Here is a 21,618-nt window from a genome sequence, read left to right as displayed (position 1 = left end):
GATGAAAGGAGTTGTAGTAAAATCGACGGGGTCGTGGTACCTGGTGCGCGATGGGGACGGGAAGTTGCACCGGGCACGCCTGCGCGGCAAGTTCAAGCTAAAAGGCATGAAGGTAAGCAACCCGCTTGCCGTGGGCGATAAGGTGGAGTTTGATGTAGAGACCACGGGCGAAGATACCGCCGTGATCCATAATATTCAGGACCGGGAGAACTACATCATCCGGCAGTCGACGCACAAAACCGCTTACGCGCACATTATAGCCGCTAATTTAGACCAGGCGCTCCTGATCGCCACCCTGGCATCGCCGCGCACCTCCTTCGGGTTTATAGACCGCTTTTTGGTTACCGCTGAGGCTTATGACATTCCGACTACCATCATTTACAATAAAACCGACATGTATGATTCGGAGATGCAGGACTACCAGCGCCAGATCAGCCACATGTACGGGCAAATCGGGTATAGCAGCCTGGCGGTTTCGGCCAAGAGCAACGAGGGCATAGAAGCACTTACGGCATTGTTAAGCGGCAAGACCACCCTGCTTTCGGGACACTCCGGTGTAGGTAAATCCACGCTTATTAACCTGATCGTGCCGGACCTGGAGCTAAAGACTGCCGAGATCTCCGGATTCTCCGACAAAGGGGTGCACACCACCACCTATGCTGAAATGTTTGAGGTTAGCCCGGATACGTATATCATCGATACACCGGGCATCAAAGAGCTGGGTATAGTGGATATTCCGGCGGCTGAACTGGGCCATTATTTCCCTGAGATGCGCGATCGCCTGAACCAGTGCCGCTTTAACAACTGCACGCATTACAACGAACCGGGCTGCGCTATTGTAGAGGCCGTACGCCACAACAACATTTCGCTTACCCGTTACGAAAGCTACCTAAGCATGCTACAAGGTGCTGATAACAGGAAGTAACCCTGACCGCTAAAACTGGCTTAGTAGCAGTAGCTTTAAAAAATTCAAAACCCCCACAGGTACAGCACCTGTGGGGGTTTTGTCTTGAGCCTTTAACCTTAGGCAGGTAATTTTTTTTGGGTTTTGCTTAAAAGTTGTAGTTGAGCCCGATTGCCACAGACTTTGCTCTTTCTGCATAATAACTATAGCCTTGCAGGTCTTTGTACAGTAAATTCCCTTTGCCGTAAACCTCAAAACGCGGGCTTAGCTTATAGTTAAGCACTAACCCAGCTGTTGCCAACACATAAATACCATCATCATGTGCATCATAAGTATCTTTGGTTTTCCCTTCAAAAGTTTCTGATTCATGTTGATTAACCTCACCAAATACGGGTATTATAGAGGCTGTGACGTAAACGTTTAACCGCCTGTCCGGATTAAAAGGGGTATACTGCACAGTAAGTGGAACAGCTATCCCAATGTTATCCCTACTGCGATTATAATAGACAATAGTATCATTATAACCATAATAGATACTTGAAATACCACTCTCTTTATCCCTGCCATAGCCTACGCCTACCTGTAAATTCATTCTCCTGCTTAACCGATAGCCCAGATTAAGGTGAGCGTAAGGAGCAACACTTCCTCTTACTTTTGTAGACAAATTACCGATAGAATAAGCGATAGTTGTAAGCTCAATACCTGCATAAAATTTCTTATTTGCTGATGAGTCTGCTGCCACGGGTTTTTGCGCCATAGCTGAAAATGTTAGAGAGAATAGTAGGATAGTTAAAATATATACTTTCATAAAAATTTAAAATTTTAATAGAGCTGTGCAGCTTCATGCTTATTAAATTTATGAGCTGCAGAGCCCTACGTTATTTACAAATACTAATTACGTTTCACACAGAAATAAATAAAGTCGCCACCAGCTCCTTCATTTAAGTCACCTGGTATTTTTTCCCATCCTGCAGGAGGTTGAATTGAAGAGCTATTACCATAAAGTACCCCAACTTCTTTAACTATTGCTTTTGTAGTCGAGCACTTTTCTTGGTATGCAAAAATATATTTACCACTAGCTCCATCATTCAGGTCTGGTATATGGAATCCAAATGCATCTTTAACCTCAATAGGAGGCGAGCATATCCCATTAGGCCATCCTTCAAATCCATTGTTCAGCGTGGATGCCTTTACAATAATATCTTTTACAGGCACATCCCTTCCTGATATAGAGCTGTTTACCCAAGCACTTGAGCCGGAGTCAGAGCCTTGTACGTCATCTGGCTCACGGGTAAAACATAGATAAATGTACTTACCACCGGCTCCTCTGTTTAAATCCACAGGTATTTTATAATAACCAGGTAAATCGCTTGTACCAATAGTGGATGAACTACCTTTTATTACTTTTAAATCATAAATTGAATTATCAGTAGCGTAATAATTATAGCTTGCAGTTATCTCTGCACTGTGTCTGAAATTAGAAGTTATTGTGGTACCACCACCCCCTCCACCACCACAGCCATAACACGGCTCATTTGGATCAGGAATTACATCACAATCAAAGCAATCCACAGGATAGGGTGCCATCATTTCTGTAGAGTAATCCAGTATGTCATACTTTGGCCTAGTCGGTCGTTGCCGCCCATTTTCATAACCTGTAACCTGCACGTCTTTGCTCACGTATTGGCCGGTTTTGTCGGTTTTGTATTTATCGTCGGCATCACTGTCTTTCTTTGCCTGCTGTGTTTGGGTGGCATGTAAGGCTTGCGCATCCGGGCTTACGCCCTCTTTGGCCTTATCGCAACCCCAAAACACGGTAGTAGACGTAAGTGACAAAAGCAGCAACAGCTTTATCCAGGTTGCTCTAAAATGGGGGGGGTAAAAGTTTGTTTTTTCATGAAATAGTTATGGTTAAAATTTATGTCTGCAATATATGCCTAAATAAATACATATAAAAAGGAATATTTAGTGCAAAAGGTAACATCACTTTTGCAAGTAACTATTTTTCAGAAAGCCCTGTAAGCAGCCACAGCTAAGTTTAGAAAAAGTATTATTAAGATAAAAACCACAAAAGGTAACTTTATGAAAGAAAAAATACAAGTAATTTATTGAGGTACGCCGAAATTGTGGTTACTCAAAACCAATAAATGCTATACTTTTAGCATGCCGCCTGGCACTTCTAACCAGCTTGTGACCCCTGGCATACGGGCTGAGGGAGAGGTTGTATGGCAACCCGGCAAAACCTTCCCCTATCTTAATATAGATCCTGTCACCCTGGCTGTTATAAACCATACCTCTTAACCATTATGCCTTGCCCGCGTTAGTTGAAACGTACCTTCTAACGCATTTCTGACTATGGAACTAAACAAGGCGAACATTCTGATTACCGGCGGCACATTGGGCATTGGGCACGCCACTGCAAAACTACTTATCGAAAACGGGGCAAACGTGGCCATTACAGGTCGTGATGCGGCGCGCACCCGCAAGGCCGCAAACGACCTGGGCGCACAGGCTATTACAGCTGATGTAGGCAACCCCGCGGATGTGAAGCGCACCATACAGGAATTTATGGAGAAGCACGGCAAGCTGGATGTGCTCATCAACAACGCCGGGATTGGCCTCTCTAAAAAAGTGGAAGAGCTCACCGTAGAGGATTTTGAGCGCATTTACCGCGTAAACGTTTTCGGGGCTGCCCTGATGGCTGCGGAGGCCACTAAAATTTTTAAGCAGCAGAACTACGGCAACATCATCAACATCGGTTCTACGGCAGCCACCAACGGTTACGAAGGGGGCTCGGTCTATGCCTCGTCTAAGGCAGCCCTCAGAAGCATGACACAAACCTGGCAAAAGGAACTGCGCAGGCATAATGTACGTGTGATGCTGCTGAACCCAAGCGAGGTAACCACTGCCTTCGGAAAGCCTGACCGGCAGGAACGCGAGGCACAGGCCGGCAAACTGCGCGGCGAAGAGATAGCCTGGGCCATTAAAGGAGCCCTGGAGCTGGACAGCCGCGGGTTTATTCCGGAACTGGCAGTTTGGGCCACCAATCCATTTTAAAAAGCCCCTTTACCAAACAGGGCCACCCGCTTTAAAAGCGGGTGGCCCTGTTAATTACAAGCTGGTCCGGTTATTTATTAGCCGGCAGCAGCACCTTGTTAACGATATGGATCACGCCATTCTCGCTCTGTGCATTGGCCACAATCACCTCGGCACCGTTTATCATGATCTTGTTGCCCCGTTTGGTTACCTTAAGCTGCTCGCCCCCTACCGTTTTAAGCATAGCGCCATCCTGTAGGTTTTCGGCAGTCAGCCTGCCCGCCACCACATGGCTGTTTAAAATATCGATCAGCTTTTGCTTGTTCTCCGCTTTCATCAAATCCTCTAACACACCATCGGGCAACGCCTCAAAGGCTTCGTTGGTAGGCGCAAAAACGGTGTAAGGGCCGCCTGCATTTAGGTTTCTTACCAGGTCGGCTTTTCGCAGCGCAGAGGCCAGCGTGGTCAGCGTGGGTGCAGAAGTAAGGTTTTCCACTATTTTCTGAGAAGGCATCATCTCGTAGCCCCCCACATCCGGGCCCGTCATGGACAGATCTACTTCTTTTGTGCCCCCCTCCGCCTCGGCACCTCCTGCTATGCGCCCCGGCGTATTCGGGTCTGCCATTTTAGCCTCCGTCTGGCTACCGGGGTTTGGCCTTGTTTCTTGCTGTGTGGGGTTCTCTAGCTTATCCTCGCTTGGGCCACAACCAGAGAGCAGCAGGCCACAAGCGAAAGTAGTTGTTAAGAATATTAGGCTGGTTTTTTTCATAGCGTATCTTTTTGAGCTGTTATAGTGTGTTTAAGCGGCTTAAAGTCGTTAATTAGTCTTGTTAAACTATAAAATCCGTACTTTTGTTATAATACTTTGTTTTATCAGATTAACAGACAATTTTATGAAAACCGCAGAAATCCATACCGCTAAAGGCGTAATGAAAGTAGAGTTCTATGAAAAAGACGCCCCTAAAACAGTACAGAACTTTGTAGACCTTGCCAAGAAAGGCTTTTACGACGGACTTACTTTTCACCGCGTTCTACCTGATTTCGTGATACAGGGCGGGTGCCCCAACTCGCGCGAAGGCGTGAAAGGCGTTGCCGGAACAGGCGGACCGGGTTATAAGATCGATTGCGAGCTGACTGGCGAGAACCAGTACCACGACCGTGGCGTGCTGAGCATGGCCCATGCAGGCCGCAACACCGGTGGGTCGCAGTTCTTTATCTGCCACAGCCGCAAAAACACCGCGCACCTGGACCGGAACCATACCTGCTTCGGCAAAGTAGTGGAGGGCGATGACGTGATCGACCAGATCAAAGCAGACGATAAGATCGAAAAGATTGTGGTAAACGAGGAATAGACCTGTGCTTACAATCATTTCATAAAAAAAGCCGCTGACGAAGCGGCTTTTTTTATGAGGCTTGCACCAGATGCATTGCATTTTTAGCAGGCATAACGGCATCTTTTCAACATACGCCCCGCTAACTAAGTATTTATGTGTAAATTTACTTAGAGCACACCGGTACCTAATGGGCAGGATACCTTAGCTACCCCGGCATACGCTGGTACCAGGCTCTGTGTAAAAAACGCGACACTTTACAAAGCGGGTACCGGCCTTTAGCCGGACTCCACGCAGCTACTATATGAAAAAACTTGCTTTACACTGGCAGATCCTGATCGGCATGACCCTGGGAGTGCTATGGGGGGTACTGGCCAGCTCTATGGGTTTTGTCACGTTTACAATAGATTGGGTAAAGCCATTCGGAACCATCTTCATCAATCTGCTGAAACTGATCGCGGTGCCTTTGGTGCTGGTATCGCTTATCACGGGCGTTTCCAGCCTGAGCGACATCAGCAGGCTGTCGCGGATCGGCTCTAAAACGATTGGCATTTACCTCCTGACAACGGTACTGGCCGTAGTGCTGGGATTATCTTTGGTTAACATCTTTGAGCCGGGCAAGGCGTTCTCTCCTGACAAGCGCGAGGAGTTTAAGGAGCAGTTTGCCGCCACTACTTCTCAGAAATCAACGGATGCCGCCGCCGTAAAAGAGCAGGGGCCCCTGCAGCCGCTGATCGACATCGTACCCAGCAATATATTCAGGTCTTTAACAGACAATGGAAGTATGTTGCAGGTGATCTTTTTTGCCCTGCTTTTCGGCATTGCCCTCCTCATGATCCCGCCGGACAAGGCGGCCCCCGTCAACGACTTTTTTGAGGGCCTGAACATGGCCATCCTGAAAGTGGTGGATATTATTATGAAAACCGCTCCCTATGGCGTGTTTGCCTTGCTGGCGGGCCTGGTGGTGGAGTTTGCCGGCGACGATCCGGGTTCTGCCCTGGAGTTGCTGCTGGTGCTGGGCTATTATTGCCTGGTGGTTATTGCGGGCCTGGCCCTTATGATCTTTGTGGTGTATCCGCTGCTGGTTACCACCATTGGCAAAACCAGGTATAAAACATTTTTCAAGGGGATTTTCCCGGCACAGATGCTGGCTTTCTCTACCTCCTCCAGCGCGGCAACACTGCCTGTAACCATGGAATGCTGCGAACAGAACCTGGGCATCAACAAAGAAATCACCAGCTTTGTGCTCCCGCTTGGGGCTACCATAAACATGGACGGGACGAGCCTATACCAGGCTGTGGCTGCCGTATTCATTGCCCAGGCTTACGGAATAGACCTGGACATTATGGCGCAGCTGGGAATTGTGATGACGGCCACGCTGGCTTCGATCGGTGCGGCTGCCGTGCCGGGCGCCGGCACGGTAATGCTGGTTATCGTGCTGCAGCAGGCTGGCATTCCGGTGGAGGGCATCGCCCTGATCCTGGCCCCTGACCGCATCCTGGACATGTGCCGCACCACGGTGAACGTAACCGGCGATGCCACGGTGTCGATGATGGTGGCCCGTACCGAGGGCCAGTTGCACCCGCCTAAAGAGACAGTAAAAGTATAGCATACAATAATGCCCCGAGCGCAAAAGCCCAGTAGCGGCTTTTGCGCTCTTCGGGTAACTCTTCCTTCAGCACGTTCAGCACAACGCCCCCTCCCACAAAAGCAAGCACCAGTACAATCACCGTGTGCGAGAGCACAACCAGGTAGCCTGTTGCCCACCCCACGATCAGCGCTGCTACTAAAACCCAGCGGCCATACTTACGGTAGCGGTCCTTGTGATGCTCCTGCAGGCCAAAGTCGTTCACGATAAAGTGCAGGGCCATGGCCGTGGAGAAAAGCAGCAGTTGCTGCAGCGGACCTTCTTCCCGGGTGAACAGAATGTAGCCGATCAGGGCATTGTAAAGGCCAAAAGAACTCATGTGCAGCCAAAAAAGCCCGATCGGGGGTTTAGCATCCCCGGTTTTCTCTTTGTGCTCCTGTTTCGCCGATACCACCTTCCGCTCCAGGCCATAAAAAACACTCAGGCCAATTAAGGCCATGATGTACACGTGATGCCGCAGAAAACTCTCCCCCGGAAAAACCTGCTGCACATGCTCCTGCCCTTCGTTAAGCTCCGGGAAGAGGTGCAGGAACACATAGGCCACCGACACTCCGCCCGCAGCCGATAACCAGACACTCCGCGGAATGCCTGCCAGAAACCTCAGTCTGGTACCGAAAAAATGTATAATGGCAAGGGCCAGTACAGGCCAGATAGAAACGTGCTCCATACGCCCTGAAACTTCGTTTCAGGGATTTAGGTTACTGTTAGCAATTATTTTGTGCTTGAAAAACCCAGGTTAATAATCGTCTTCTTCCTCTTCGCCAAAGCTGGGCATGGTGAACATGCCACTGAGCAGATCCTTAAACTGCAGGCCGGTGCTTAGCCTGTTCTTGCTCAGCTGGCTGTGCTCGGCCAGGCCATGTAAGGCAAATTCCATCAGGAAAAGCTTCTCGTCGCCCTTTGCCTCCGGCTGTTGCTTCTCTACCAGTTTCTCCAGCCCCGGCACCTGTTTCAGCTCTTTTTTATACTGTGCATCCGAGGCATCGCTTAGCAGATCCAGGGTATTGCCGTCTCCGAACCAGTCCGTAACCGTTTTGTAGGGGTTGCCTTGCTTCAGTTTCTTGGCTTTGTCAGGGTCCGGGAAGTATTTCAGAAACTGGGTACGGATGGCTTTGCCCATCAGCACCTGGGCCACATGGCCGGCCCCCTCCTGCTCTCCCTCATACACCAGCTCCACTTTGCCCGTTACGGCAGGTATGGTGTTCAGAAAATCAGAAACCCGAATATACGTGGTGGTTTCCCCGTTCATCAACGCGCGGCGCTCGGCGGCGCTCAGCAGGTTTTCGTAAGCCGATATGGTTAAGCGGGCCGACACGCCGCTCTTGGCATCCACGTACTCGCTTTCGCGGGCCTCAAAGGCCACCTGTTCTATCAAATCGCCTATAATATCGTTGGTCTGCACCAGGTTTTCCTGACCCTCCTTTACCCGCGCCTCCTGGCGCGTGATCATTTTACCGGTTTCAATGGTTTTCGGGTAATGGGTGATGATCTGGGAGTCGATGCGGTCTTTGAGGGGCGTCACGATAGATCCTCTGTTCGTGTAGTCCTCGGGGTTTGCCGTGAACACAAACTGTATATCAAGGGGCAGGCGCACTTTAAAACCCCGTATCTGTATATCACCTTCCTGCAAAATGTTGAATAGCGCCACCTGAATTCGCGCCTGCAGATCGGGCAGTTCATTGATCACAAAAATGCCCCGGTGCGACCTCGGAATCAGCCCAAAATGTATCACGCGTTCATCAGAGTAGGGTAGTTTAAGCGTGGCCGCTTTAATGGGGTCCGCATCCCCTATCAGGTCTGCCACCGACACATCGGGGGTCGCCAGTTTCTCTGTGTACCGCTCGGCGCGGGGCAGCCAGCTGATAGGCGTGTCATCGCCGTGGTCGTGCACCAGGTCTTTGGCATAGCGCGAAAGCGGCTGCAGGGGGTCATCGTTCAGCTCCGAGCCCTGCACCACTGGTATGTATGCATCCAGCAGGTCTATCATTTGGCGGGCAATACGCGTTTTGGCCTGGCCACGCAACCCGAGCAGGTTAATGTGGTGCATCGAAAGTATGGCCCGCTGCATGTCCGGAATCACTGTTTCCTCATAGCCCCAGATACCCGGAAAAATATCCTCCTGGTTACGCAGTTTCACGATCAGGTTATGGCGCAGTTCCTGCTTTACGGTTTGCGGTGTATAACCGGCTGCTTTTAACTGCCCTAATGTTTTTATCTTTAGTAAGCTCTCTGCTGGAATGTCTCGGTAGTTCATGTATGGTTTTGGTTGATTTGGTCTTTTTAACAGGTGGATGTTCCTGGCTTTAGAAATTCTTCTTGCGGTTCTGCTTATAATCCCGGAACACCAGGTGGCCCAATCCTTTAAGGCTGCTGTAATACGCCTGCCCGTTGTTTACTTTGGTAAACTCATCAACAAAGGCCTGTAAGTAGGGGTCAGAGGCGATCATAAAAGTGGTGATCGGTATTTTAAGGCGACGGCACTGCGCAGCCAGGTTCAGGGTTTTGTTCACTACTTTTCTATCCAGCCCGAAGCTGTTCTTGTAGTAGTGCACCCCCTCTTTCAGGCAGGTCGGTTTGCCGTCTGTGATCATAAAGATCTGTTTATTCTGTGTTTTTCGCTTGCGCAGAATATCCAGTGCCAGTTCCAGGCCTGCCACCGTGTTGGTGTGGTACGGTCCAACTTCCAGGTAAGGCAGGTCTTTTACTTCAATCTGCCAGGCGTCGTTCCCAAACACCAGTATGTCCAGGGTATCTTTGGGGTATTTCTGTTTGATGAGTTCGGCCAGCGCCATCGCCACTTTTTTAGCAGGGGTGATGCGGTCCTCCCCATACAGGATCATGGAGTGCGAGATATCGATCATCAGCACCGTAGAGGCCTGGGTCTTCAGTTCTGTCTCCATCACCTCCAGGTCCTGCTCGGTTAGGCGCAGGTCTCCGATGCCGTGGTTGATCTGCGCGTTCCGGATAGAGTCTGTCATGGAGATCTGCTCCAGGGCGTCGCCGAACTGATACTCCCTGCGGTCTGTGCTGGCCTCGTCGCCGGTGCCGGTGTGCGGCGTGGCGTGGCTGCCCTTGCCGCCTTTCTTTAGCTTGCCGAATATTTCCTCTAATGCGCTTTTCCTGATTCCCTGCTCACTTTTCGGGCTTAATTGAAACGTGCCCTCCTGCTGTGGATTCTCATCCAGGTACCCTTTCTTTTTAAGGTCCTCAATAAAATCGCCAATGCCGTACTCGTCCCCGGTCAGGTTATACTGCTTATCCAGGGAGCTCAGCCAGTTCAGCGCTTCCCCCACATCGCCGGAGGTGATGGTCACTAACTGTAAAAATATCTTCAGCAGCGATTCGAAACCAGGTTTATTGTCTTGCGGCGGGACATAATCAGAAAATCGGTAACCTGTAGCCATAATTGTAAGCGGTTTTGTTTTACAACAAATACGCAGCGCGCATTGTTCTACTCAAGTAAGTTTTACCGCATTCCGACAGCGCCTGATGGAAAAGGCAGCCAGTCTTCATTTAAATACAGCGGTAAAACGCCTTATTGTTCACCAGTTTAAAACGTAAAAAGCGATGAAAGCGATATGGAATGATGTTGTGGTTGCAGAGAGTGACCTGACCATAGAGATAGAAGGAAATCAGTATTTCCCGCCAAGTTCAGTAAACAGGGAGTTTGTGGAGGAAAGCAGGACCAACAGCACCTGTCCCTGGAAAGGGGAGGCATCTTATTACCACGTGCAGGTAAACGGCGAGGTGGTACTGGATGGGGCCTGGTATTATCCCGACCCGAAGGACGCCGCCAGTGAAATACGGGATTATGTTGCGTTCTGGAAAGGAGTGAAAGTGCAGGAGTAATCCTTGGTAAAGACAAAGGCCTGCGCTGTTATGCGAAGGCCTTTGCTTATATTTTCAATTCGGGTGGTTTAGTCGATCCAACGGAATTTATACTCCAGGGTAGGTGCTTTCATGCGGTCAGCCACGCGCTTTAAGCGGGCGGGCAGCGCCATCACGTAATCACGGGCGCGTTCGCCAGCTTCGTTCAGCCCTGAAAGCGCGTCTATTTTCCACTCCTGAATCAGACCGTCCAGGATGTCAGTATAATCGGAGGAAGTATAAACGTTTATGCGTTGGGCCGCATCGGTAAAGTGGCCGAAGGTTTTGCCCAGATCCACACCCAGTTCTCGCATATAATGCGCGGGCATCACGATCTTCTTGCGCATCATGTCTTCAAAAGCCAGCATCATTTCGTTTGGGTCGGCCTCGAATATCTTGCTCACAAAAGCCTTGTAGGCTTTGGCGTGGCGCGCTTCGTCGGCAGCTACGTGGCCGCAAAGTTTGGCCAGCATGTTATCGCCCTGTTTCTTGGCAATCTGCGCTACCCTGCGGTGCGAAATATTGGTTGCCGTTTCCTGGAAACTGGTGTACACAAAAGAACGGTACGGGTCGTTGTCGGTTTGCAGGTCGAAGCCATCGGCGATCAGGTACTGCGTAGAGGCTTCCATCTCGCGCATGTTCACGCGGCCGCTCAGGTACAGGTAACGGTTCAGGGCATCACCATGTCGGTTCTCTTCTGCCGTCCAGCCCCTGTTCCATGTCATCCAGGGTCCGTTCGGGTCTTGGGGCAGGCCATCAATGGTCATCAGCCAGCTTTCATAGGTTGGCAGCGCTTCTTCGGTAATGGTATCGCCTACCAGCACAGCCAGCAAATCGTAGCTCAGATCCTTGGCCCGCTCGCGCAGGTCCTTGATATCAGAGAAAAAGGTTTCTACAGTGGAATCAGGCAAAAGATCCGACGGCTGCCAGCTGTCCTCCACTGTTTTGAGGAACTCGGACATTTTCTCGCTAACGAAATCTTCCATCCATTTTATCACTTCTGAACGGGAGGCTGAAACTGCTGTAATCATTTGCTGTTTGTTTTATGAAAGGTCAAATATAGTTATTAATGCCAATATAGCCGCTTCGCAAGTTAAGATTTTAAAGAAAACAGGATGCGAAACCGTCACACAGGCATGTAGGAACTTATACGTACGTACAGAACCTGATAGGCGCTGGATTTTATGCTATTTTAAAACATAAGTTTCAGTAAAAGAGTGCAATAAATTATTTATACCTGCCCCACATATACAGATCCCTCAGGAAACCGAGGTTAATTTTATACTTGATGAGCCCTTCCAAAAAATGGTATATACCCGACATCCCATCCGTGCTCTTCAGCAGGCTTACCAACTGCGACGCCTCCGCAAAGTTACCCGTAAAATAGGCATGTCTTGCTTCATAGCGCAGTCGCCGGGCCAGTGCTTTGCGCTCCGAGTCTGTGTTTGCAAGCGCTGCCGCCTTTCTACAAACGGTTACCGTGGACGCCAGCAATTTATCACCTTTTCTGTACAGCCCCTTTGATAGGGATTTCTCGTGTTCCCTGTGTTTTGTGGTCACCTGCGCCAGGTACGCATACTTAAACCTTCGGGCAGACCTGACCCAGAAATCAAAGTCTTCAAAAGCCAGTGCCGTATCATAACCACCCAAAAAATCAAACACCTGCCGGCGTATGAGCATGGTTGCCGGGCAAATAAAATATCTTCCCAATACGGCGGCAAACACATCCCCGTCAGGGGCGGCTTTATACTTCTGGCTATGGAAGTATAAATGGGCTCCCGCGTCCGTGATGTACTCCGCATCGGTGTACACCACCCCGTAGCTGCTGTCGAGCTTGTTGAACGCTGCTACCTGCTGCGCCACGCGCTCTGGCAACAACACATCGTCTGTTGCAAAATCTATAAGGTACTCGCCTTTGCTGGCTTGCCAGCCTTTGTTAAAAGCCGCGCAGTTGCCGCTGTTCTTTCCGGTGCTGATAAACCGGATCTGAGGGTAGCGCAGCAGGTACTCTTTTATGATCGTAACACTGGCATCGGTGCTCATATCATCCACCACAATAATTTCAAGGTGCTGGTAGGTTTGCGCTAACACAGAATCCAGCGCTTCGCTGATAAAGCGCTCATGGTTATAGCACAGGCAAATAACGGTGACAAGAGGCAACGGTTGGCTCATGGGCGAATGTATTTGTTATAGTACAAAACAGCAAATGCCAGCGTGGCTGCATACCGCACTGCATGGGCGATGGTAATGCCTTCCAGGCCATACGGCTCTACCAGCACGCTAACCAAAGTAATATACAGCAAAGCCGAGGCAATCTGCCATCCAATGTAAAGCTTTACCCGGGCCCTGACCACAATGAGGTTCGTCAGGACAATGCTCCACATCCTGAAGAAATCACCCAGTAACTGGTAATCAAACAAATAGTCGGCCTGCACAAAATCTTTGTTAAAGAGCAGTAACAACACCCAGTCCCGCAGAAAGTATACCAGCAGCAAAGCTGCCACCAAAAGGGGCAACACGATATAAAAAGTATTCCGCACAAACTTACGCAGGGCATCCTCCTCTTTTACAATGGCAGCCATACGCGGGTAATAAAGCATGCCGAGCACGGCTGTATAAACGCTGCTATAGTTTTCTGACACCTTGACAACTGCCTGCCATAGCCCGGTTTGGTACAGGTCGAACCGGCTGATCACAAAGTCGCGGACATAGAAGTTGGTTAGTTTCAGGCACACTACAGCGCTGAGAGCCATCAGAATGTATTTCCAGAGATCCTGGTAAACTGCCTTAGGCACCGTGATTTGCCGAAAATGTGGCAGCAATCTTTTGAAGTATAGTACCCCGGTCATGAGAAAAAAGGACGAGGCCTGCACCCCCAACACAACCAGCAGCACCTGGGCCAGCGGCATGGCGCCGTGCGTAAAATAAACGGCGGCCATTCCTCCAAGCGTCATAAAAGTGGTGCTGAACACGTGCCATTTTAAGGCACGCTTGGCAAGGATAACTGCCAGCAATTGTAGGTTTAGGGTAAGTAGCAGGCTGCCAAGCCCGAAGCTGATACACCAAACCCAAACCCCTGCGTCGGGTAGCCCCGCCAGAAATACCTCCAGGTAATACCCCGGAAACCCGAAGATGAGGCCCAGCGCCGCCACAATGCACAGTAAATTCAGGAGGGCGCCGGCCCAGAAATACTGTCGGTAGGAACCCGCGCCAGTTGTGCCGGCAGCCAGAAACCGGATGATTCCGATGTTTGTACCGCCATCGGGAACGGTGGTTACAATGGAAATAAGGTTTTGGAAGTGCGCGTACAGGGTGATCCCATTCGGGCCGTAAAAAGTAGCAAACAGCTTATTTATCGCGATGCTGGATATGGCACGAACCAGGACAGAGAGGAAAGACCAGAAGGAAGATTTGATTTGTCGCAGCATCGGTAAAACCTGAGCTTGCAAAATAAGGCTTTTCCAGTTGAGTTGGCAGAATATTAGCTGAACCTGCCTTTCTTTCAATCAGGGTGCGGACTGCCGTGGTTAGTAAATAAAAGCTAAGCGTTTCGGAAGAAACCTCTTACCGCCTCGATGATGCGCTCCTGCTCCTGATCCTGTAAGCCAGGGAAAAGCGGCAAACTGAGACTGGTACGCGCCAGCTCCTCTGCCACAGGAAAGTCGCCCTGCCTGTATCCCAGAAATTTATAAGCCGGTTGCAGGTGCACCGGCGCCGGGTAATGGATGGCTGTTCCGATCTGTTTGTCAGAAAGCCATTGCTGCAAGCCATCTCTAGCCTTGGTGCGGATGTTGAAGAGGTGGAACACATGCCCGCAGTCCGGGGCAGTTTCGGGAAGCATGAGATCACCGGCACCCGGCAAGGCCTGCAGGTATACTTCTGCCAGCCGTTGCCGCTCTCGGTTTAGCTGGGGCAGGTGCTGCAACTTTACCCGCAGGATTGCGGCCTGCATTTCATCGAGCCTGGAATTTACCCCCACCTGCTCCCCTACGTACTGCTGCTTTTGGCCGTAGTTGCGGTACATCCTCACAAAGTCAGCCACATCCGGATCGTTGGCCACCACTGCCCCTGCATCTCCCATTGCCCCAAGGTTTTTAGTGGGGTAAAAGCTAAAGGCCGCCGCATGGCCGAGCGTGCCTGCCTGTCGCGCTTTGTACTGCGCACCATGCGCCTGAGCAGCGTCCTCTACTACCTTTAGTCCGTTCGCTTCGGCCAGCTGCAGCATAGGGTCCATGTCGCATACCTGCCCATACAAGTGCACCGGAAGAATGGCTTTGGTGCTTGGCGAAAGCACCTGTGCCACAGTAGAACCTGTGATGTTGTAAGTCTCCGGGTCTGGCTCAGCGAACACAGGCATTGCCCCGGCATGCAACACGGCATTTACAGTGGCCATGTAACTGTTAGACGGCACAATTACTTCATGCCCCTGCCCTATCCCCAGGGCTTTGAGCGCCAGCACCAGGGCATCAAATCCGTTGCCAACACCCACTGCCTTCGCTGCATTCCCTACAAAACCGGCAAACTCGTTTTCAAAATGCCTCACTTCGTCTCCCAGTATAAATCGGCCGCTCCTGGTTACGCGCAAAACAGCTTCCTCCAACTCATTTTGCAGGTGAGGGACAAACTCTCTGAACTCAAAAAAAGGAATGCGGGCGGGCATAGCGTTTCGTGCTTTAGATATTGCGGTTTTGCTTTAAGGCAGCCAGAAACACCGCATGCTCCCGAATGTAATCGTTTTCATCGAAGTCAGTGGAGGCCATGCTCAGCAGGAGGGCATCGTTGGAAAGTTGGATGTTTGCCCAGTGCATCGGGGGTAGATATAGCCCCTGCCCCGGACTGCGGAGGTCAAAAGTCGCTGTGTCGCCACACCCGTTTTCAAGCGCTACCTGTATTTGCCCCTGCAGGGCCACCAGCACCTGTTGCGTGGCCTTGTGCGCATGCCTCCCCCGGATTACCTGCTCCGGAGTGGCGTAGGTCCAGAACACGCGCTGAATGGCAAACGGGACGCTGGCGGCAAACTGGGTGCTTGTGATAAACCCTTCCGCAGTGTTGCCGCTGTTATGGAATGGTATCAGGTAGGGCTTGTCGGGCAAAGGAATAGGCTTTTGTTGTGGTGCAAATCAGGAACGAATATAGGCAAAGTAGCCATACTTTGCCCACTCCGTTTTGCCCTTGCCCCCAGATACCGTAAATTTATACCTTTGCAGGCGGCTTACTTGTGCTACCCCGACTTATGCTGTACCTTATCCTTAGTGTTTTAGTCAGTGCCACGCTGATCTTTATCTTTAAGCTCTTCCAGCGGTTTAACGTGCACACGTTTCAGGCCATTGTCGTCAACTACGTGGTATGCGTGTTGGTGGGGTTGCTTTTTCCGGGAGGGGCCGAGGTGCTGCACCCGGGGATCTTTACCCGAACCTGGGCCTACCTGGCCATGGCGCTGGGCGTTATCTTTATAGTTACGTTTTACCTGATGGCGCTTACCACCCAGAAGGTAGGCATTACGGCCGCCTCGGTTGCCGCCAAAATATCGCTTGTGATTCCGGTGCTCTTTAGCCTGCTGGTGCTCCAGACAAGCCTGAAGACGTACAACCTACTGAATTACATAGGCATGGCCGCTGCCCTGGCCGCCATTGTGCTGTCGTCTATCCGGCCGCGCCGCAACAGCGAAGTAAAAACTACTACGGCGGTAGCCATCCTGCTGCCGTTCATCATTTTCCTGAACAGCGGCATTGCCGACTCCCTGATCAATTACACCAACCGCTACCATTTACAGCCACAGGAGGCCGGGCAATTTACCATGCTCACCTTTGCCACGTCGGCCACAGTGGGTTGCCTCGTGTTGTTTTACCAGCTGGCCTTCCGCAGAAACGCTTTTTCGGGGCGCAGCTTGTTGGCCGGTATCGTGCTGGGCGTGCCCAACTATTTCTCCATCTTTTTCCTGATCCTGGCCTTGTCTGCCTTCGGCAACGACGGCGCTTTCCTGTACCCGATCAACAACATTGGCATTATCCTGGTGGGCGCTGCCGGGGCAGTCATCTTCTTTCAGGAGCGACTGAGCAGGCTTAATTTAGTGGGAATTGCCGTTGCCATACTGGCCCTTGTCCTGATCTCGTATCAGGAGATCATCGCTTACCTGACTTAAATAAGCAGCATTTGTCTGGAGGCCGAATTTCTTTTTAACGTGATCTTTTATACTTTACCTGCGCCATGCAACCCACCGATACCTACCACACCCTACTGGCTCCTTCCGAGGGACTTTACAAAGAGAAAGGCAGCAAGTTTATTGCGCTGGCCTATCCGGTGTATTCTGAGGAGGAGGTGAAGGAGGTGCTGGCAGCGCTTCGCAAAGAGTACTACGATGCCCGCCACCATTGCTATGCCTACAGCCTGGGCGCCGACAAGAGCCGTTACCGCGCCAACGACGACGGAGAGCCCAACCACTCTGCCGGCGATCCCATCCTTGGCCAGATCCGTTCAGCGGACCTGAGCAACGTGCTGGTGGTGGTGATCCGCTATTTCGGGGGCACCAAACTTGGGGTGAGCGGGTTGATAAACGCGTATAAAACGGCCACTGCCGAGGCGCTGGCGCAGGCCACTTTGGTAGAAAAGCACGAAACCATACTGCTGCAGGCCCACTATGCCTACCCCCAGATGAACGACGTCATGAGCCTGGTAAAAGAGTACGACCTGCAGGTGCGCGAGCAGCAGTTTGCCCTGGATTGCCGCCTGACGCTGGAGGTACGGAAGATGCTGGAGGCGGAGGTGACACAGCGGCTGCAGGAGGTGGAAGGCGTACAGATCACCGCGCCGGCGTAACACTCCCGAAGATAATGCTTGCCAATTCAGCTGCTAACTTACTATATTGCCCTTATGTCTAAAAGAAAAAAGCTTCGCACCCGCGAACGGATACTGGAACGAAAGGCCGGCACAAGGCCCGGTTCCATTGCTGTACCCGAAGGAGCCTATAAAACACGTTTTTTCCTGATGTCGTTTAGCGAAAGCTTTCTGGAGGAGCATGAGCTGCCCTCGTATGCCGAGCTCATGAAACTGGTGCAGGCCAGGCCCGAGGCACGCCATTGGATAGACATACGCGGCTACAGCGACCAATCGGTGCTGGAGCGCCTCATGGATGACTTTAGTCTGCACCCCCTGCAGATAGAGGACGTGGTAAACGACTACCAGCGCCCAAAGGTGGAGGAGTTTGACGGCAACCGGCTCTTCATCATCACCCGCATGCTCCGCTGGTCGAATGATTTCAAGACTATGGACGATGTGCAGCTCTCTTTGTTTACGGGCAGCAACTACGTGCTAAGTTTACAGAGCGACTACGGCGATTGCCTCGATCCGCTGCGCGAGCGCATCCGGGTCGGGAAAGGCGTGATCCGGCACCGGCCCACCATTTATATGGCCTATGCCATGCTCGATGTCGTGCTGGACTACTACTTCCCGGTGATCGCTGACATTGGGATTTACATGGAAGACCTGGAACAGCAGGTGCTGCGGGAGCCGTCTAAATCTACCCTGAGCGAGGTGCTGGACCTGAAAAGCGACCTGGTGAAACTGCGCCGCATTACCTGGCCCCAGCGCGACCTGATGAACGAGTTACTGCGCATGGACGACAGCACCATTGATGCCAGCCTTAAAGTATACTTCCGGGATGCCTATGACCACGCCGTTCAGCTGATCGAACTGATTGAGAACCACCGCGAGATGTCTTCCAGCCTGGTGGAGCTTTACATGTCCACGGTGAGCAACCGCATGAACGAGATCATGAAAGTGCTCACCATCATCTCCAGTATCTTTATTCCGCTGAGTTTTATCGTGGGCTTATATGGGATGAACTTCTCGCGGGAGGATCCCGCTACCGGCAAGGTCTTTCACCTTAGCATGCCGGAGCTTTACCAGCCTTACTCCTACCCTATTCTATTGGCCCTGATGTCGGCCCTGATCCTGCTGCAACTATACTTTTTTTACAAGAAGGGATGGTTCAGGAGCTTTTAGGCGGTGCCTAATTCGGCAGTTTAAACCTGATCTTCTTCAGTTCTTTGTTAAACACCTTGTACAGGCTGTAGGTATTGTCGGCTTCATTAAAGTAGATGGTGACGGGGCGGTTGTTCTCCAGCGAGGCATTCCCGATCAGTTTACCCGTGCTGTTGTACAGAAACGTTTTCTGAGGGCCGGTTTCCGTGATAGCGAAGATGCGGTTATCGCCTCCGAAATGAAAGTACTGCACAATTTTAGGGGCCGAGGTCACATACCGCTTTTCCAGCATCTGGTTCAGGTCCTGGTCAAAAATGGCCACTTTCCCCTGGTCCTGGCGCACGATCACGAACGACCTGCCGGCACTGCTTTCCTGTGCCAGCTCGAAGAAAGCGCTTTTGCTGGGGCGTAGCAGCTGCTGCCGTTGCAGCACCTGCCCCTGCAGATTAAACGTCATCACGTTGCCATACTTCGTAACAGTGGTCACTTCCGTTTTTTTCAGGTCAGCGCCGGTTTTAACGGCGGCACCCGAGGTTAGCGGGGATTTTAAGTTGATGGGAAAGCCCCTGTACGTTTCCCCGTTTTTGTTGAGCGCGTACACGTAGCCGTTCTGAAGCAGCACCAGGATCACATCGTGGCCTGCGACGCGGATATGCTGGGGCTCAGCTGCCAGCCTGTAATCCATACGCCGTGGCTGCCAGCCCTCCACAGCATTACCCCGGATATCGTACATGTAGAGGTTGCCCATATTATCGTCGGCGAGCAGGCGGTAATTCTGGTCTTTTTCGTAATCAAAAACAGCCAGGTGCTGTAGGTTCAAAGAATCGCCCAGGTTAAATGGGAAATTCTCCAGGGGCTGGCCCTGGTTGTTAACAGCATGGATCCGGTTTGCCGTAGCAAAAAGATAGCGCAGTTTATTCTCTTTGCCATACTCTATGGTCTTGATGCCATCCCGTATCGCATAGCCCACGGTATCCGTCCAGCCTTTTTTACCAGTGGCGGCAATGTTTATCAGCACCCCGGCCGAATCCTGCACTACCACTTCCTTGCTTCGGTCTACTGCATTCTGGACAGGGAAAGGCTGGGTAACAAGCCGGGAGTCGAAGGGTAGCACCAGCTCAGTCACGAAATTCTCATCCTTGCCGGTGGCGGTTCGCTCCTGCTTTCTAAATATAAAACTTGTATAATACTGTCCGTCTACGTTGGCAAATTGCAGGCTAACCTGGTTAAACCGTTTGATAATGGTGGCATTCTGTAAAAGATCTTCCCGGCTTTCGTTGGTCATGTACCGGCTTAGCATATACCAGGCGTTTACGGTATTTAGGTACAGGCTAAAGTTGGCTTCCTGCAGGGTTTCATCCATAAACGACTTTTGCGCCACCGATTTCCCCCAAACGGTTTCTGCCGAGATATCATCCAGTATGCTGCGCAGTACCCGCATCTCATCAGAGAAGATCAGGTAATTATCCACTTCCACCACATAGCTCTGGTCGAACCCAGAGAACAGGGAGCCAAATAACTTGGCGGGCAGCTCCGCCACTTCCAGGTGCTGAATGGTATAGCTGCCGTAGCGCTCAGTAAAGGGCTTTTTCTTGCGTGCCTCGCTCACCCGCTGGGTCAGGCCGCTGATGAGCGCATTGGCTTGGGCCACATCCCCGACATGGGCATACACCACTTTCTCTGGACTCTCGCTTATAGAGGCAGACTCCATGTAGGCCAGGGCCACCTCACGGCTAAAGGTTTGCGCCAGGCTATCCACCAGTGCCCCGTAGGCCGAGCCAGCCGCTTCTTTCTGCAGGTATTGCCTGCGCAGGCGCGCCACCTCCTCCAGGCCAAAGTGCATCATAAACGCGGTGCGGTTTGGCAGGTAGTTCTTCACGCCCAGGGGTTGCGGTCTCACGGGACTGATGTTGCTGTGGAAAGTGCGTTTCAGGGTTTCTGCCTCCGAGAAACCGTTCAGGAATATCCTGTTCTGCTCCAGTTTAAGCTCCAGCATGCCGGCGCGGCAAAGGCTTGCCAGATAACGTGCCTGGGGCATCACCTCCTCCTTTAAAAACAAGCCCAGTACATCGGGCAGCTCGCGGTAGTTGATGAACACGTTGGCATACACCTCCGGCTGGCTCAGGTAATTGGTGTTTTTAAAAGCTGCCGCCACCGATACCATGTTTCCCTTGTTTATGCGGCGCACAATCTCCTCGATCAGGACAGGGGAAGGGCTCAGAATGACATTGTTGTGGTAAGAGAAATAAGTCAGGGTGGTTCCCAGGCGCTTGTTCTCCACTTCGGTTAGCAGCACCCCCTGGTAATTTCTGGAATCTTCGGCGTAAAGCTCGCTCTTATTGATGTTCTCCAGCAGTGTGCGGATAAAACGGTGCTCTCCAACGGTGTTTACAGGCACATAGTAAACGAACTCTACATCTGTTCGGCCCACTACGTGCACGGAGGTAATGATATTCTTTTGATTGAGAAAGCGGGTCAGCCGTTGCACACCCGGCGCCACGCTGTCCAGGTAGGCCATGTTCTCTTCCAGGCGCCTGGCGGCGGCCAGGGTCTCAAAGCTTTCCCACAGCGCTGTTTCCTGCAGGTGCTCCACCAGGGCAAGGTGGTTATTGGTTTCCACCACAAAGGCTGCGCTCTCCGGCACCAATGCCCACAGATTCACCTTCTCCCTGGAATCCTTCCAGCGGTTAAATCCATAATAGGCTAAAGAGGCAAGTACAACAAAGCCAATAAAGAAGAATACGATGCGTTTTGGCATGGCAAGCGTTTTCAGAGAACAAACTTAATCTAATTTTTTGAATACTGACAGCCTGCCCGGTGGCAGGAGCGCAATCAGTATAAAAAACTAGCAG

At 51.3% G+C, this 21,618-nt stretch carries 20 protein-coding genes; 8 read left to right on the top strand and 12 right to left on the bottom strand.

What is annotated here, in order from left to right:
* Position 1 precedes the first annotated feature (1 nt).
* On the top strand, positions 2-925 hold the full coding sequence (gene rsgA / locus AC4BAN_RS08715) for a ribosome small subunit-dependent GTPase A (protein ID WP_490564008.1): 924 nt from the start codon (positions 2-4) through the stop codon (positions 923-925).
* Positions 926-1,052: 127 nt separating this feature from the next.
* Here rsgA and AC4BAN_RS08710 read toward each other — a convergent pair whose 3' ends face one another.
* Positions 1,053-1,712 (bottom strand): outer membrane beta-barrel protein, encoded by a 660-nt coding sequence (locus AC4BAN_RS08710; protein WP_490564007.1) that lies wholly within the window; start codon positions 1,710-1,712, stop codon positions 1,053-1,055.
* A gap of 83 nt (positions 1,713-1,795) precedes the next feature.
* A complete protein-coding gene (locus tag AC4BAN_RS08705; RefSeq protein WP_490564006.1) occupies positions 1,796-2,740 on the bottom strand; it encodes a hypothetical protein in 945 nt (314 codons plus the stop codon).
* 519 nt (positions 2,741-3,259) lie between these two features.
* Here AC4BAN_RS08705 and AC4BAN_RS08700 point away from each other — a divergent pair.
* Positions 3,260-3,961 carry an SDR family oxidoreductase gene (locus AC4BAN_RS08700; protein WP_490564005.1) on the top strand — a complete coding sequence of 234 codons (702 nt, stop codon included), beginning with the start codon at positions 3,260-3,262 and terminating at the stop codon, positions 3,959-3,961.
* Between the two features lie 70 nt (positions 3,962-4,031).
* Here the strand turns inward: AC4BAN_RS08700 and AC4BAN_RS08695 are convergent, their stop codons facing one another.
* Positions 4,032-4,709, bottom strand: a complete 678-nt coding sequence (locus AC4BAN_RS08695; protein WP_490564004.1) for a fasciclin domain-containing protein — start codon at positions 4,707-4,709, stop codon at positions 4,032-4,034.
* Positions 4,710-4,833: 124 nt separating this feature from the next.
* Between AC4BAN_RS08695 and AC4BAN_RS08690 the strand changes: the two genes are divergently transcribed.
* Positions 4,834-5,292 (top strand): peptidylprolyl isomerase, encoded by a 459-nt coding sequence (locus tag AC4BAN_RS08690; protein ID WP_490564003.1) that lies wholly within the window; start codon positions 4,834-4,836, stop codon positions 5,290-5,292.
* Positions 5,293-5,575: 283 nt separating this feature from the next.
* On the top strand, positions 5,576-6,880 hold the full coding sequence (locus AC4BAN_RS08685) for a dicarboxylate/amino acid:cation symporter (RefSeq protein ID WP_490564002.1): 1,305 nt from the start codon (positions 5,576-5,578) through the stop codon (positions 6,878-6,880).
* On the opposite strand, the gene AC4BAN_RS08680 is transcribed toward AC4BAN_RS08685, so the two are convergent.
* From AC4BAN_RS08680 to AC4BAN_RS08670, 3 genes are all read right to left on the bottom strand, one after another.
* Positions 6,858-7,586 carry a hypothetical protein gene (locus AC4BAN_RS08680; RefSeq protein ID WP_490564001.1) on the bottom strand — a complete coding sequence of 243 codons (729 nt, stop codon included), beginning with the start codon at positions 7,584-7,586 and terminating at the stop codon, positions 6,858-6,860. The genes AC4BAN_RS08685 and AC4BAN_RS08680 overlap by 23 nt on opposite strands.
* Positions 7,587-7,655: 69 nt before the next feature.
* Positions 7,656-9,173 carry a sigma 54-interacting transcriptional regulator gene (locus AC4BAN_RS08675; RefSeq protein ID WP_490564000.1) on the bottom strand — a complete coding sequence of 506 codons (1,518 nt, stop codon included), beginning with the start codon at positions 9,171-9,173 and terminating at the stop codon, positions 7,656-7,658.
* A 49-nt stretch (positions 9,174-9,222) separates the two neighbouring features.
* A complete protein-coding gene (locus AC4BAN_RS08670; RefSeq protein ID WP_490563999.1) occupies positions 9,223-10,323 on the bottom strand; it encodes a vWA domain-containing protein in 1,101 nt (366 codons plus the stop codon).
* Positions 10,324-10,486: 163 nt separating this feature from the next.
* Between AC4BAN_RS08670 and AC4BAN_RS08665 the strand changes: the two genes are divergently transcribed.
* Positions 10,487-10,768 (top strand): DUF427 domain-containing protein, encoded by a 282-nt coding sequence (locus AC4BAN_RS08665; RefSeq protein ID WP_490563998.1) that lies wholly within the window; start codon positions 10,487-10,489, stop codon positions 10,766-10,768.
* A 68-nt stretch (positions 10,769-10,836) separates the two neighbouring features.
* Here AC4BAN_RS08665 and AC4BAN_RS08660 read toward each other — a convergent pair whose 3' ends face one another.
* The 5 genes from AC4BAN_RS08660 to AC4BAN_RS08640 form a co-directional block, all read right to left on the bottom strand.
* A complete protein-coding gene (locus tag AC4BAN_RS08660) occupies positions 10,837-11,817 on the bottom strand; it encodes an acyl-ACP desaturase (protein WP_490563997.1) in 981 nt (326 codons plus the stop codon).
* 196 nt (positions 11,818-12,013) lie between these two features.
* The gene (locus AC4BAN_RS08655) at positions 12,014-12,958 is read right to left on the bottom strand and encodes a glycosyltransferase family 2 protein (RefSeq protein WP_490563996.1); all 945 of its coding nucleotides are present in this window, start codon (positions 12,956-12,958) and stop codon (positions 12,014-12,016) included.
* A complete protein-coding gene (locus AC4BAN_RS08650; protein WP_490563995.1) occupies positions 12,955-14,214 on the bottom strand; it encodes an MATE family efflux transporter in 1,260 nt (419 codons plus the stop codon). Before AC4BAN_RS08650 ends, AC4BAN_RS08655 begins: the two co-directional genes overlap by 4 nt.
* Positions 14,215-14,327: 113 nt before the next feature.
* Positions 14,328-15,446 (bottom strand): DegT/DnrJ/EryC1/StrS family aminotransferase, encoded by a 1,119-nt coding sequence (locus AC4BAN_RS08645; protein ID WP_490563994.1) that lies wholly within the window; start codon positions 15,444-15,446, stop codon positions 14,328-14,330.
* A 13-nt stretch (positions 15,447-15,459) separates the two neighbouring features.
* Positions 15,460-15,879 (bottom strand): sugar 3,4-ketoisomerase, encoded by a 420-nt coding sequence (locus tag AC4BAN_RS08640; protein ID WP_490563993.1) that lies wholly within the window; start codon positions 15,877-15,879, stop codon positions 15,460-15,462.
* Positions 15,880-16,019: 140 nt separating this feature from the next.
* Between AC4BAN_RS08640 and AC4BAN_RS08635 the strand changes: the two genes are divergently transcribed.
* The 3 genes from AC4BAN_RS08635 (at position 16,020) to corA (ending at position 18,787) form a co-directional block, all read left to right on the top strand.
* On the top strand, positions 16,020-16,928 hold the full coding sequence (locus AC4BAN_RS08635) for a hypothetical protein (protein ID WP_490563992.1): 909 nt from the start codon (positions 16,020-16,022) through the stop codon (positions 16,926-16,928).
* A gap of 65 nt (positions 16,929-16,993) precedes the next feature.
* Positions 16,994-17,602: an IMPACT family protein gene (locus AC4BAN_RS08630; RefSeq protein ID WP_490563991.1), complete on the top strand. Its 609-nt coding sequence runs from the start codon at positions 16,994-16,996 to the stop codon at positions 17,600-17,602.
* Positions 17,603-17,656: 54 nt separating this feature from the next.
* Positions 17,657-18,787: a magnesium/cobalt transporter CorA gene (gene corA / locus AC4BAN_RS08625; protein ID WP_490563990.1), complete on the top strand. Its 1,131-nt coding sequence runs from the start codon at positions 17,657-17,659 to the stop codon at positions 18,785-18,787.
* A gap of 7 nt (positions 18,788-18,794) precedes the next feature.
* Here corA and AC4BAN_RS08620 read toward each other — a convergent pair whose 3' ends face one another.
* A complete protein-coding gene (locus tag AC4BAN_RS08620; RefSeq protein WP_490563989.1) occupies positions 18,795-21,524 on the bottom strand; it encodes a hypothetical protein in 2,730 nt (909 codons plus the stop codon).
* Positions 21,525-21,618 lie beyond the last annotated feature (94 nt).

This window comes from Pontibacter sp. GD13, from assembly GCF_058216355.1.
Note: the sequence above shows the minus strand (reverse complement) of the source record. Positions and strands in the feature narration are given on the sequence as shown.